General features: G+C 70.0%; 13 protein-coding genes. 9 read left to right on the top strand and 4 right to left on the bottom strand.

Annotated elements, in window-relative coordinates:
• Together ASD79_RS00695 and ASD79_RS00690 are read left to right on the top strand one after the other, a co-directional pair.
• A complete protein-coding gene (locus ASD79_RS00695; RefSeq protein ID WP_056719104.1) occupies nt 1-1,092 on the top strand; it encodes an endonuclease/exonuclease/phosphatase family protein in 1,092 nt (363 codons plus the stop codon).
• 8 nt (nt 1,093-1,100) lie between these two features.
• Nucleotides 1,101-1,553 (top strand): GFA family protein, encoded by a 453-nt coding sequence (locus ASD79_RS00690; protein ID WP_056719102.1) that lies wholly within the window; start codon nt 1,101-1,103, stop codon nt 1,551-1,553.
• A 15-nt stretch (nt 1,554-1,568) separates the two neighbouring features.
• Here ASD79_RS00690 and ASD79_RS00685 read toward each other — a convergent pair whose 3' ends face one another.
• From ASD79_RS00685 to ASD79_RS00675, 3 genes are all read right to left on the bottom strand, one after another.
• Nucleotides 1,569-1,958 (bottom strand): thermonuclease family protein, encoded by a 390-nt coding sequence (locus tag ASD79_RS00685; protein WP_056719100.1) that lies wholly within the window; start codon nt 1,956-1,958, stop codon nt 1,569-1,571.
• Nucleotides 1,959-2,072: 114 nt separating this feature from the next.
• A complete protein-coding gene (locus tag ASD79_RS00680) occupies nt 2,073-2,633 on the bottom strand; it encodes a hypothetical protein (RefSeq protein ID WP_056719098.1) in 561 nt (186 codons plus the stop codon).
• Nucleotides 2,630-3,259: a trimeric intracellular cation channel family protein gene (locus ASD79_RS00675; RefSeq protein WP_056719096.1), complete on the bottom strand. Its 630-nt coding sequence runs from the start codon at nt 3,257-3,259 to the stop codon at nt 2,630-2,632. Before ASD79_RS00675 ends, ASD79_RS00680 begins: the two co-directional genes overlap by 4 nt.
• Nucleotides 3,260-3,403: 144 nt before the next feature.
• Here ASD79_RS00675 and ftsY point away from each other — a divergent pair, with 144 nt between their 5' ends.
• The 7 genes from ftsY (at nt 3,404) to ASD79_RS00640 (ending at nt 9,790) form a co-directional block, all read left to right on the top strand.
• Nucleotides 3,404-4,345: a signal recognition particle-docking protein FtsY gene (gene ftsY / locus ASD79_RS00670; RefSeq protein ID WP_056719094.1), complete on the top strand. Its 942-nt coding sequence runs from the start codon at nt 3,404-3,406 to the stop codon at nt 4,343-4,345.
• A gap of 3 nt (nt 4,346-4,348) precedes the next feature.
• Nucleotides 4,349-4,993, top strand: a complete 645-nt coding sequence (locus tag ASD79_RS00665) for an inner membrane-spanning protein YciB (RefSeq protein ID WP_056719092.1) — start codon at nt 4,349-4,351, stop codon at nt 4,991-4,993.
• A 97-nt stretch (nt 4,994-5,090) separates the two neighbouring features.
• A complete protein-coding gene (locus ASD79_RS00660) occupies nt 5,091-5,672 on the top strand; it encodes a MarR family winged helix-turn-helix transcriptional regulator (RefSeq protein ID WP_056719090.1) in 582 nt (193 codons plus the stop codon).
• A gap of 149 nt (nt 5,673-5,821) precedes the next feature.
• Nucleotides 5,822-7,507, top strand: coding sequence for a GspE/PulE family protein (locus ASD79_RS00655; RefSeq protein ID WP_056719089.1), 1,686 nt, complete (start codon nt 5,822-5,824; stop codon nt 7,505-7,507).
• Nucleotides 7,508-7,509: 2 nt separating this feature from the next.
• Nucleotides 7,510-8,724: a type II secretion system F family protein gene (locus ASD79_RS00650; protein ID WP_056719088.1), complete on the top strand. Its 1,215-nt coding sequence runs from the start codon at nt 7,510-7,512 to the stop codon at nt 8,722-8,724.
• The gene (locus ASD79_RS00645; RefSeq protein ID WP_056719087.1) at nt 8,721-9,380 is read left to right on the top strand and encodes an A24 family peptidase; all 660 of its coding nucleotides are present in this window, start codon (nt 8,721-8,723) and stop codon (nt 9,378-9,380) included. Before ASD79_RS00650 ends, ASD79_RS00645 begins: the two co-directional genes overlap by 4 nt.
• Nucleotides 9,377-9,790 (top strand): prepilin-type N-terminal cleavage/methylation domain-containing protein, encoded by a 414-nt coding sequence (locus ASD79_RS00640; RefSeq protein ID WP_056719083.1) that lies wholly within the window; start codon nt 9,377-9,379, stop codon nt 9,788-9,790. The genes ASD79_RS00645 and ASD79_RS00640 overlap by 4 nt, the downstream gene beginning before the upstream one ends.
• A gap of 59 nt (nt 9,791-9,849) precedes the next feature.
• Here the strand turns inward: ASD79_RS00640 and ASD79_RS00635 are convergent, their stop codons facing one another.
• Nucleotides 9,850-12,018 carry a secretin N-terminal domain-containing protein gene (locus ASD79_RS00635; RefSeq protein WP_056719082.1) on the bottom strand — a complete coding sequence of 723 codons (2,169 nt, stop codon included), beginning with the start codon at nt 12,016-12,018 and terminating at the stop codon, nt 9,850-9,852.
• Nucleotides 12,019-12,030: the final 12 nt, after the last annotated feature.

The following is a 12,030-nucleotide window of genomic DNA, read 5'->3' as shown; positions in this document are numbered from 1 at the left end:
ATGGCGGCGCGTGGCCTGACCGCCGCCCTGGCCCTGGCCGTGCTCGCCTCGACGCCGGCCCTGGCGCAGGGCGTGCCTGTCATTCAGGTCGAGCCGGCCCAGCCGACCACCGTCCAGGCCCCGGCCACAGAGGACACGCCGCCGGCCGCCTTCAAGCCGGTCGGCCCGATGCACCCGGTCGAACTCAGCGTCATGACCTACAATGTCGAGGGCCTGCCCTGGCCGGTGCGCTCGGGGCGCGGCTCGAAGCTGAAGGCCATCGGCCGCGAGCTGGCGGCCCTGCGCGAGAAGGGCGTGGAGCCCGACGTCGTCCTGCTGCAGGAGGGTTTCCGCGAGGAGACCGCCGACCTGATCGAGCTCAGCGGCTATCCCTACGTCGCCCGGGGCCCCCGGAAGAAGCAGCGCGACGGCAACCCTTTCAGCGCGGAAGATCGACCGCGCTACAAGCGCGTGAAGTACCGCCGCAAGGGCGAGGGCTGGGGCAAGTGGGGCTCCAGCGGCCTGTGGGTGCTGAGCAACCACCCCGTCAACTGGGTCAAGTCGCACGCCTATCGCTACTGCGCGGGCCTTGATTGCCTGGCCAACAAGGGGGTGATGCTGGTCAGCCTGCAGGTGCCGGGCCTGCCCACGCCGGTTGAGATCGCCGACACCCACCTGAACTCCAAGGGCGCCTCGGGCGTGCCGCGCAACCGCAACCGCATGGCCCACCACCTGCAGGCCGACGAACTGAAGCGCTTCATGGAGGTCGACCGCACGCCCGGCGCGCCGCTGATCGTCGGCGGCGACTTCAACGTCATGCACGCGCCCGACCGCTACGACTACGTGATGGCCGACTATCCGTTCGAGGTGGTCAGCCAGGTCTGCAAGCAGATCCCCGACAGCTGCGACGCCAAGATCTCCGGCGACGGCGACGCGCCCTGGCTCGACACCCAGGACCTGATCGGCTTCAAGCACGGCGACCGGGTGTCGATCCGGCCGATCCGGGTGGAGGCGCGGTTCGACGGCTCGGTCACCGGCGGGCCGATGCTGTCCGACCACGACGCCTATGAAGTGACCTTCCGTCTGACGCCGCTCCCCGTGACCAAGCCCTGAGGTTTCCGATGACCGAGCCCCTGACCGGTGGTTGCCAGTGCGGCGCGGTCCGCTTCCGGATCTCCAATCGGGAGAATGGGGGCGAGATCGGGAGAGCCTCGATCTGCCATTGCCGCATGTGTCAGAAGGCCTTCGCCGGACCGTTCGGGGCGCTGGTCACCGTGTCGGCGGCGGACCTGGTGTGGACCCGCGGCGCGCCGGCCCATTTCCAGAGTTCGGACCAGGTGCGGCGCGGCTTCTGCGCCGCCTGCGGCACGCCCCTGACCTTCGACTACAGCCCCGATGGCGTCGACCTGGCGGTGTTCGCCTTCGACGATCCGTCCAAGGTCCAGCCGGTGGTGCAACTGGCCGTCGAGGGCCGTCCGGCCTGGATGGAGCACCTGGCCGACATGCCGGTGCGTCCGCCATTGGGGCCGTCGGGGCCGGTGGCTTCGAGGCAGCATCCAGACCACGACACCTGACGCCCCGGCGCTGGGTCAGTTTCCGCCTTCGACCCCGCCCCGCGCCCGCAACAGGTCGCCGACCCCCGCGCCGTTCAGCCGGCAGCGGGCCACCACCCGGTCATAGGACTGCCGTCCCGCCCGGCAGGTCAGGTACTGGCCGTAGGTCAGATCCTTGAGCATGGCCTTGGCGCGCGGGCCCGCCGCGCTGTGCAGCTCGGGCGCCGAGAAGTCGCCGAGGCGCACCTCGATCCAGGTGCGGGGGTCAGAGGTCGTGCTGACACAGAGACTGTCGCCGTCGCCGACATAACGGACGACGCCCTCGAAACTTGTCGAGGCGGCTGGCAACGGCGCCACGCAGGGGTCGGCCAGGGCTTTGGCGGGCAGGGCGAGCGCAAGGCTCAGCAAGGCAAGGCGTAGCAGCATCATGATCTCCCGGCTTGTGCCAGGGCGACCGTAACATTGCCTTATCTATTTGAATTTTCTCAAGAATTACTACTATATCGAGACTAGGGCCGCCTTACTATCGCGGCGGGCGCATCAGGGCGCCGGAGGTCCATCCTCGCCGCGTCCCGCGAGCGCCGTGAGGCGCGAAATCAGCTCATGCGGCACGAAGCCCGTGTTTCCGAGATACAGAGCGCCGATGCGGATTCGTCGGGTGGTCAGGGGCGCTTCGACGGCCCAGACGCGTCGCCGCAATTCGATCTCGAGATGGTAGGGTGTTCCCCATCCCGCCTGGCGGACGCGGCGGACGTCTCGCCAAGGCGTCGTCTCGACGCAGAGGGCGGGGTGAAAGGCCAGGCCGTCGGCGTCGGCCACGAGCATCGGCCGGCGCTCGAGCGCGCGCCACAGGGCGCCGAATCCTCGCGCGCCAAGCCAGACCGTGACCGCCGCCAGGAGGGCGCAGACGACAGCGACGTCGGAGCTCGACTTCGCCAGGAGCGGGATCCGCACGCCGTCTACGGATGGCGCGGAGTCGGGAAAGATCAGGACATTGAGGCAGCACCCCAGGGTGAAGACGGCCAGGGGCAGGGCCGTCGTGAGCACCAGGACATCCACGGCGGTTTTGGCCGGAACGAGGATTTCGCGTTCCTCGCTCACGCGCCGTCGTCCTCGCCGCCCGCGAAACCCGGCAGGCTCCAGCCGAGCTTGAGCGCGCAGGCCCGCAGGCCGAAGGCGGCGAAGAAGCCGGCGATCCCGGCCGGCCAGAAGGCGACGCCAAACCCGGTCAGCAGCGCGAACACGCTCGCGCCCAGCAAGGCGGCGGTGATGTAGATCTCGCGGCGGAGCAGGATGCTGGGCTCCCCGGCCAGCACGTCGCGGATCACGCCGCCGAACGCGGTGGTCAGCACACCCATCACCACGGCCGTGAACGGATGGACGCCGAGGTTCAACGCCTTGGCCGTGCCGACCACGGCGTAGGCGGCCATGCCCAGGGCGTCGAGCCACAGCAGAGCCCGGAACCGCCAGCCGCGCCTGCCCAGCAGCCAGATGGCCAGGGCCGCCGTCAGGCAAGCCACGACGTAGCCCGGTCGCTGGATCCAGAACACCGGCGCGCCGATCAGCAGGTCGCGCAAGGTGCCGCCGCCCACCCCGGTGATGGCGGCGAAGAAGCCGAAGGTGACGATGTCGTGCTTGCGATGCGCCGCCGCCAGCGCCCCGGTCGCGCCGAACACGGCGACGGCGGCATAATCCAGCCAGAACAGTGTGGTCGATAGCGCGTCCATTGGCGTTTCATGCCACGGCCCGCTAGAGCCTGTCTTTCTCTGATGCTTGGATCAGAGAAAGACAGGCTCTAGCCCCACTATCCGAGAGCGTGGCGGTCGCCGAAACCGCTCACACTTTCGGCTGCCACGCTCTAAAGGAACGCCATGAGCGAAAAGCCCGAGCAGAAAAAAGGCTGGTTCCAGCGCCTGACGTCCGGCCTGGCCCGGTCTTCGCAGCAGATGACCGAGCAGGTCACCGGCGCCTTCACCAAGAAGCCGCTGGACCAGGAGCAGCTGGACCAGCTGGAAGAGATGCTGATCGAGGCCGACCTGGGCCCCACGATCGCCGCCCGCATCGCCGACGCCTTCGGCAAGGCGCGGTTCGGCAAGTCGTCGACCGAGACCGAGGTCAAGGAAGCCCTGGCCGAACTGGTCGCCGCCGAGCTGGTCGACCGCGAGGGGACCTTCGACCCGCTGTCGGGGCCCAAGCCCTATGTGGTGCTGTTCATCGGCGTCAACGGCTCGGGCAAGACCACCACCCTGGGCAAGATCGCCTCCGACCTGACCGGCCGGAACGCCAAGGTGCTGATCGCCGCCGGCGACACCTTCCGCGCCGCCGCCGTCGAGCAGCTGAAGGTCTGGGCCGACCGGGCCGGGGCCGATTTCATGTCCAGGCCGCCCGGCGCCGACGCCGCCGCCCTGGCCTACGAGGCCGTGGAGCGGGCCAAGCTGGAAGGCCATGACGTGGTGCTGATCGACACCGCCGGCCGGCTGCAGAACAAGCAGGGCCTGATGGACGAGCTGCTGAAGGTCATCCGGGTGCTCAAGAAGGTCGATCCCGACGCACCGCACGAGACCCTGCTGGTGCTGGACGCCACGGTCGGCCGCAACGCCCTGGCCCAGGAGAAGATCTTCGGCAACCAGGTCGGGGTCTCGGGCATCGTGATGACCAAGCTGGACGGCACGGCGCGTGGCGGGGTGCTGGTGCCCGTGGCCCGGGCCAGCGACAGCCCGATCAAGCTGATCGGGGTCGGCGAGGGCGTCGACGACCTGCAACCGTTCGACGCGCGCGCCTTCTCGCGCTCGCTGGTGGGACTGGAGGACTAAGCGATGACCGACATCCCGCCCACCAAAGCCACCCCCGAGCCCTCCAAGAACGAGCCCATCAAGAAAAAGAACGCCGCCTGGGTGCGCACCGCCGTCGACTACGGCGCGCCGATCGCCTTCGCCGTGGCCTTCTTCGCCACCAAGAACTTCCAGACCGCCACCTGGGTGCTGGTCGCCGCCTCGGCCCTGGCCCTGGTCCTGGGCTATCTGGTCGAGCGCCGGGTGGCCCTGCTGCCGCTGTTCTCCGGCGTCATGGCCCTGATCTTCGGGACCCTGGGCCTGGTGTTCCACAGCGACGTGTTCGTGAAGATCAAGGTGACGGTGGTCAACGCCGCCTTGGCGCTGTTCATGATCGGCGGCGTGCTGACCCATCGCGCGCCGCTCAAGGCCCTGATGGGCGAGGCCGTACACCTGCCGGACGCCGCCTGGCGCACCCTGACCCTGCGCTATGGCGGCTATTTCGCCTTCGCCGCGGTCGCCAACGAGATCGTCCGCCTGACCCAGACCACCGACATGTGGGTCAAGTTCCGCATCGGCCTGCTGCCGCTGGCCATCCTGTTTTCGCTCAGCCAGGTGCCCTTCATGATGAAGCACATGGCCAAGGGCGACGAGGCCAAGACCCCGGAACCGCCGGACGCGGGGTTCTAGCCCTTTCCAACTGGCCGCCTACGGACCATCTGTCGTTAAACCGACGCGGAACCGTGGTACGTGAAGGTCCGTCGGCGGAAACGAGGGACGACGGACCATGGCCAAGACCAAGGGCGACAAGGACAGGGCTGATCGGGGCGGGGTTCTGGACCGCTCGCCCAGCCATCTCCTGCACCGCGTGCTGCAACTGGCCCTCGACATCTATGTCGAGGAAAGCGGAACCGGCGGCGTCACCCAGCGGCAGTTCGCCGTGCTGGCCGCCGTCGCCGAGAACGAGGGCGTCACCCAGACGGGCCTGGTCCGCGCCACCGGCATCGACCGCTCGACCCTGGCCGACATGGTCGCCCGGATGATCTCCAAGGGGCATCTGGAGCGTCATCGCTCCGACCTCGACGCCCGCGCCAACACCGTCAGCCTGACCGAGGCCGGCGCGGCCGTGCTGGAGGAAAGCCGCCCCAAGGTGGCCATGGCCGACGCCCGCATCCTGGCCCTGCTGAAGCCCGGCAAGCGCGCGGGCTTCCTCGAACTGCTCGCCGAGATGGCGGCCTCCGACGTCCACGCCGCCGAGCCCGAGGCCAAGGCCAAGAAACTGAAGGCGGCCAAGGTTCCGAAGGCCGAGAAGGCCGCCAAGAAGGACAAGAAGCCCAAGAAGGAAAAGGCCGCCAAGAAGGCCGCCTAGGGCGCGCTTCCCGACCTGATCGCATCAGGCCGGGCGTCCTAGCTTTTGTCTTGGCGCGTTTTCCTCACGCGAACCGGTATCCACTTCGCTCGAAAACGCTCCGAGGGCCTCGCCTTTGCGGCCAATCCATTGCGGGCTAAGCTCTACGGATGGAAACACGTAGGCTGGGCGAACTGCTGAGAGCCGAAGGCCTGATCGCGGACCGCGACCTGTCGTCGGCGCTGACGTTGCAGACCGAGATCGGGGGACGCCTGGGCGGGCTGCTGCTGCGGCTTGGCGCCGTGGCCGAGGCCGACCTGCTGGCCGTCCTGTCGCGACAGCTGGACGTTCCCGTCCTGCCCGCCGAGGCGCGTCCCACCGCCCAGGCGGTCGAGGCCTTCCTCGCCGACGCCGGCCCCAGGATCTGGTGGGCCGACCGCGAAGCCGTCGCCTGGCGCGGGGCGGAGGGGCGCCTGTTCTGCGCGGCGCTCGATCCTCTGGCCCCCCTGCTCCGCGAGCGACTGGCCCAACTGACCGACGAACCGGTCGCCTACCATCTGGCGTCGCGCGCCTTCATCGACGGTTTTCGACCGGGCGCGACCGCCGGTCTCGAGCACGGCGCGACCAGCGACGCGGCGCGCCTGCGCGAGCTGGCGCTCGAAGCGCCGGTCATCGACTTCGTCAACGGCCTGTTCGCCGAAGCGCTGAACCGTCGGGCCTCCGACGTGCATCTCGAGCCGTTCGAGCGCCGGTTCGTTGTGCGGATGCGCATCGACGGGCAACTGGTTGACATGCGGGCCGGTCCGCGCGCCGATTTCGACGCGGTGTGCTCGCGGATCAAGCTGCTGTCGGGCATGGACATCGGCGAACGGCGCCTGCCGCAGGATGGCCGCCAGTCGATCCGCGTCGCGGGCCAGGAGCTCGACCTGCGCGTTTCGACCCTGCCTTCGGCCTGGGGGGAATCCCTGGTGCTGCGGTTGCTGGGCAAGTCGAGCCGCCTTCAGACCCTGGCCGAACTGGGCCTCGACGCCGATCGCGCGCACCGCCTGGTCGCCATGGTGGAAAAGCCGAACGGCGTGGTGCTGGTCTCGGGGCCGACCGGCTCGGGCAAGACCACGACCATCTACCGGTTGCTGACTCACCTTCACAACGGCGCGCGCAAGATCGTCACCATCGAGGACCCCATCGAATTCGATCTGCCGGGGGTGGTCCAGGTGCAGGCGCGCGGCGATATCGGCCTGACCTTCGCGGCGGGCCTGCGGTCGATCCTGCGCCAGGACCCCGACGTCATCATGGTCGGCGAGATTCGCGACCCCGAGACGGCGCGGATCGCCATTCAGGCCGCCCTGACCGGGCACATGGTGATCTCCACGGTCCACACCAATTCGGCGCTGGCGGCCGTCGCCCGGCTCAAGGACCTGGGCGTCGAGGGATTCCTGCTGGCCGACGTCGTCCGCGGCGTGGTCGGCCAACGGCTGGCGCGCCGCCTTTGCGTTCATTGCACCCGGCCCAGCGATCCGGCCCAGGCGGCGGTCCACGAGCGCGCCGCCGCCGAATGGGGTGTCGTCACTGCTGACGAGCCGGGCCGCTGGGCCGAGCCGGTCGGCTGCGAACGCTGCGCGGGAACCGGCTATCTGGGCCGCTTTGGCCTCTATGAAATCGCCGATGGCGACGCGGCTTTGGAACGCTGCATCCGCGACGGCGCCGATGAGGCGGCGATGGAGCGGGCGGCGCGCCGCCGAGGCTTCATCAACCTGTTCGAGGATGGGGTCGCCAAGGCCCGACTCGGCTTGACCACCCTGGCCGAGATCAGCCGTATCGCCGCCCCGGCCGAAACGCCCCTGGAAACGGCCTGACCATGTCGGCGCCAGGCGAGCTTCGTTTTCGCTATCGGGCCGTGGCCCGCGATGGCCGGGTGGTCAGCGACGTGGTCGGCGGCGCCAGCGAGGCGGCCGTCCTTCGCGTCCTGGCCGCCGAGGGCCTGACGGTGACGCGCTTGTCGCCCGTGGCCCCTGGCGGCGCGAGGACCGCCGATCGCGACCTGCGACTCGCCGAACGGGTGCTGCTGCTGCGCCAGCTGGGCCTGATGCTGAAGGCCGGCGTGCCGCTGCTGGAGGCGATGGAGACGGCCGCCCTGGGCATCGAGGCCAGCCGCGGCGCCCGCCAGTTCGCCGCCGTCATCCAGGCGCTTCGGCATGGCGAGCCCTTCGCCCAGGCCCTGGAGACCCACGCGCCCGGCTTTCCGCGCTACGTCTACGCCATGGCCCGTATCGGCGAGGCGTCCGGCCGCATCGCCCAGGTGCTGTCCGACGCCGCCGACCAGATGGCCGACGAAGACCGTCTGCGGCGCGACATCGTCAACGCCCTGACCTACCCGGCCTTCCTGGCCTGCGCTGGCGTGGCCGCCGTCGGGTTCATCTTCGTGGAGATCGTGCCGCGCTTCGCGACCATGTTGGACCCCAGCGCCGGGCGGATGCCGCTGATCTCGCGCTTGGTCCTCGACCTCGGGATGTTCGTCAACGCCCACGCCCTGTGGCTGGGCCTGTTGCTGGCCGGCCTGGTCACGGCTGGCGTGGCTGTGTTCGGCCGGCCGGCCGGCCGAGCCCAGCTCTACGACCTCGCGCGGCGAACACCCCTGCTCGGCGCGCTGCTGCGCGAGCGGGAGATCGGCCTGTGGGCTCGGCTGATGGCGTTCGGCCTTGCCCAGGACGCGCCGTTGCTGTCCACCGCCGCCTTGGCCCGGACCAGCGTGCCGCCGGGACCCTTCCATGAGGGCCTGCGCGCCTTCGAGGGCGAGCTACGGTCCGGCGTCGCCGTCGCCGACGGGCTGGCGCGCCACACCCGCCTGACGCCCATGGATCTCAGCCTGGTCCGGGCTGGCCAGCGCTCGGGCTCCTTGCCGGCCATGTTCGCGCACATGGCGGCCAGCTACGAAGACCGCGTCCGCGACGGGGTCAAGCGCATGACCGCCCTGGTCGAGCCCCTGGCCATCGCCGCGATCGCCGTCCTGGTCGGGATCATCGCCCTGGCCCTGGTGATGGCCTTGGCCAGCGTCTACGAGACCGTCTATTGAACCCGACCCTCGGCGGCCCCGCATCATGGATCGCCGGCGGCGGGGCCCTGCTGCTGGTCGCCGCCGCGGCCGGCTTCGCGCCGCGGCGGCTTCTGGCGCGGATCGGCGAAGGCCAGGACGGCTGGACCCAGGGCCCGCGGCTGGCCGGCGTCGCCCTGGCGAGCGGCGCCGTGGTCTACGTCCTGGTCGGAGGGATCCTGAGCGGCGGCTTCGCCCTGGCCCTGGCGCTGGCCGTGGCCAGCCTGGTGCTCGTCGCCGTCCTGATCGTCGACGCGCGCCATCAGCTGATCCCGGATCTCTATGTCCTGGTCTTGCTGGCCCTGGCGATCGTCGGACCCCTGGCTATGCCGCCCCGCGACCTGGTCCTCGGCGCCCTGGCGCTGGGCGGGCTGTCGGGGGCCGTCCGCTGGGTGTTCCTGCGGCTGCGCAGGATCGAGGGTCTGGGCCTGGGCGACGTCAAGCTGCTCACCGCCATCGGAGCCCTGGTCGGACCCGAGCCAGGGCTTTGGGTGCTGGTGACGGGCGCGATGATCGGCGTGGGCTGGGGTTGGGCGCGACATCGCGGCCCGATCCGCGACGCCCCGGCGGTGCCGCTGGGCGCCTGCCTCGCCTTGCCGGCTCTGCTGGCGGTGATTCTCACCAGGTTGCCGGCATGAAGGGCCGGTCCGGGTTCAGCCTGATCGAGGCGCTGGTCGCCCTGGCCATCGCCGCCATGTGTCTGCTGGCCCTGCTGACGCTGCAACGTCAGCTGACGAGGGCCGAACACCGCTACGAACAGGCGCTGGCCGGCGTCGCCCTGCAGCGCGACGCCCTGGCCCTGTTGCGCGATCTCAACCCGACCGAGCGGCCGCTGGGCCAATTGCCGCTCGGACAAGGCCGGCGGCTGTCCTGGGTGGCCCAGCCGCTCACCGAGGCCCGCTCCAACACCGTCTATGAGGGCGGGCAGGGCGACTATGACCTGCGACTCTACAGACTGCGGGTGCGCCTGCTGGCCGCGGACGGGACCGAGCTCAACGCCTTCGACCTGGACCGCGTCGGCTGGCGACGCCGGACCGCCGCGCCCTAGAGCTTTGTTCTGACGCATTTTCTTCACGCGAACCGGAAGCTGCTTCGCTCGAAAATGCTCTAGCGGCCAGGCGCGACGACGGGCTTTTCCCGCGCCAGGTCCGCGCCAAGGGCCCGCACGGTGAACGGCGTCAGCGTGTAGGACCAGCCCCGCCCGATCTTGAAAGCGTCGTCCATCTCGTCGCCATAGCGCCGGGCCCAGCGGTTCATGTCCTCGGTGTCGCGGACGATGTGCGGCGTCACCAGCATCACCAGTTCGGTCTTGCCGCCGCTCACGGTGTCCGACCGGAACGCAGAGCCCAGCAGCGGTATGTCCTTGAGGAACGGGATGCCGGAATTGCCCTTGGTGAAGCTGCTGTCGATCAGCCCGCCCAGCACGGCCGTGGCGCCCTCGGTCAGCGAAAGTTGGGTGCTGATGTTGCGGTTGAGGATCAGCGGGCTACCGATCGAGGCGTTGGAATTGGGCTGCTGACTCGAGACTTCCTGGGTGATCTCCAGATCGACACGGTCATCGCCATAGACCAGCGGCCGGATCTGCAGGATCACGCCGGTCTGACGATACTGGATGGTCTGCAGGATATCGGTGCTGCCACCGGTCTGGGTCGAGCTGTTGGCCCGGGAGGTAATGATCGGCACGTCGGTGCCGACCTGGATCTTGGCCTCGCCGCCGCTGCGCGCCACCAGCCGCGGGCGCGACAGGATATTGACGTTGTTGTTGGAGGCGAAGGCGTTGAAGGCGGCCTGCAGGTCGGTTCCGGTGAAGTTGAGCTTGAGGCCCGACGTGCCGATCCCGAGGTTGCCCAGGGTGCCGCCGCTGGTCACGCCGCGCGACCCGGAATGGGTGAAGAACCATTCCAGTCCGACGCGGGTCTCGTCGGTCAGGGTGACCTCGGCGATGGTCACCTCGACCAGGACCTCACGGAGCGGGGCGTCGAGCGTCAGCAGCAGGTTGCGAAGCTGGGTGAAATCGTCCGCCGGCCCAGTGAACAGGATCCGGTTGCCGCCCGGATCGACCACCACCCGGCCCCCCAGGAACATGCCGCCGCCAGCGCCGCCGGCTGGCCCGCCCGGGCCATAGCCCTGTCCGGCGTTGTTCAGCGCCGAGGTCAGAGCCGGCGCGGCGCCGGGCACGCCCGGGGGCGCGGGGTTGTACGCCCCGCCGCCGCCCGCGTTGGCGCTGGCGACGAGGCTGGCCAGGGACTGGGCGTCGGTATTGCGCACATAGTAGACGAAGGTCGCCGTCTGGGCGCCGCCGCCCGTCGGTTGGTCGAGCTTGCTGGCCAGCACCCGCGCCCGCTCGATGACCGCCGGATCGCGCGCGAAGACCAGGATCTGGTTGGCGCGCGCGAACGGGACGATCATCACCGATCGCGGAACGGCCGGCGCGCCCTCGCCGCCGGTGAAGCCCTCGCCGCGCAGTGCGTCCTCCAGGGAGCGCGCCAGGCTGTCGGCGGACCAGTAGATCGGTTCGACCCGGAAGACGCTGGCGCCCGCGAAGCGGGGCTGGTCCAGTTGGCGGAGCAGCGACAACGTCGCGTCCACGTCGCGCGCGGGCCCGGACAGGGTCAGGCTGTTGCTGGCCTTGTCGAGGGTGGCGCCAAGATTGCGGGCCTGGGGCAGGATGGCGGTCGAGAGGTTGGCCAGGGCCTCCACCTCGATCCGGCTGGCCTGGAAGCGCTGGGTGACCGGCTGCAGGTCCATGGTTCCCGACGCGTCAGGGCGCGCCGCCAGGAAGTCGGGCGCGGTCACCTCGCCGCCGCCGGTCTTCGGCGAGACCTGGACGGCGCCGTCGCGCGTCGTCAGCTGCACGCCGTAGGTCTCGAGCGCGGACCTCAGCAACCGCAGGAGATCGCGATGCGACATCGTCGGACCGCCGCGCATGACGACGATGTCCGTGCGGACGGCAATCTCCGGGGCCATCACATAGGGCACGCCGAGCAGGTCGCCGAGCACGGTGTTGACCAGTTGCGGTAGCGGTTGCGGCGGCAGGGCGACATTGAGCGGCTGCTCGGAGGTCAGGCCGGCGATGGCGGCGTCGGTCAGCGGCATGTCCGCCCCGGCCGATCGCCCGCGCGCGGCGGGCGGCAGGGCGGGGGACAACGGCGCGGCGGCTTCGCCTCGACCCTGCACGGGCGTCGAAAACGCGCCATAGGAGGCGCACCCGGCCAATGGCGCGGTCAGGCCGACCGCCCAAATCAAGGCCAGGTTCACGTAGGGGCGCGGGGACATGCGATCTGAGGT

The sequence above is a fragment of the Caulobacter sp. Root655 genome, from assembly GCF_001427665.1.
In the GTDB taxonomy this organism is placed as follows: Bacteria; Pseudomonadota; Alphaproteobacteria; order Caulobacterales; family Caulobacteraceae; genus Caulobacter.
Note: the sequence above shows the minus strand (reverse complement) of the source record. Positions and strands in the feature narration are given on the sequence as shown.

Coding starts and splice junctions, on each gene's coding strand:
- ASD79_RS00695 (WP_056719104.1), top strand. CDS start 1: ATGGCGGCGCGTGGCCTGACCGCCGCCCTGGCCCTGGCCGTGCTCGCC.
- ASD79_RS00690 (WP_056719102.1), top strand. CDS start 1,101: ATGACCGAGCCCCTGACCGGTGGTTGCCAGTGCGGCGCGGTCCGCTTC.
- ASD79_RS00685 (WP_056719100.1), bottom strand. CDS start 1,958: ATGCTGCTACGCCTTGCCTTGCTGAGCCTTGCGCTCGCCCTGCCCGCC.
- ASD79_RS00675 (WP_056719096.1), bottom strand. CDS start 3,259: ATGGACGCGCTATCGACCACACTGTTCTGGCTGGATTATGCCGCCGTC.
- ftsY (WP_056719094.1), top strand. CDS start 3,404: ATGAGCGAAAAGCCCGAGCAGAAAAAAGGCTGGTTCCAGCGCCTGACG.
- ASD79_RS00665 (WP_056719092.1), top strand. CDS start 4,349: ATGACCGACATCCCGCCCACCAAAGCCACCCCCGAGCCCTCCAAGAAC.
- ASD79_RS00660 (WP_056719090.1), top strand. CDS start 5,091: ATGGCCAAGACCAAGGGCGACAAGGACAGGGCTGATCGGGGCGGGGTT.
- ASD79_RS00655 (WP_056719089.1), top strand. CDS start 5,822: ATGGAAACACGTAGGCTGGGCGAACTGCTGAGAGCCGAAGGCCTGATC.
- ASD79_RS00650 (WP_056719088.1), top strand. CDS start 7,510: ATGTCGGCGCCAGGCGAGCTTCGTTTTCGCTATCGGGCCGTGGCCCGC.
- ASD79_RS00640 (WP_056719083.1), top strand. CDS start 9,377: ATGAAGGGCCGGTCCGGGTTCAGCCTGATCGAGGCGCTGGTCGCCCTG.
- ASD79_RS00635 (WP_056719082.1), bottom strand. CDS start 12,018: ATGTCCCCGCGCCCCTACGTGAACCTGGCCTTGATTTGGGCGGTCGGC.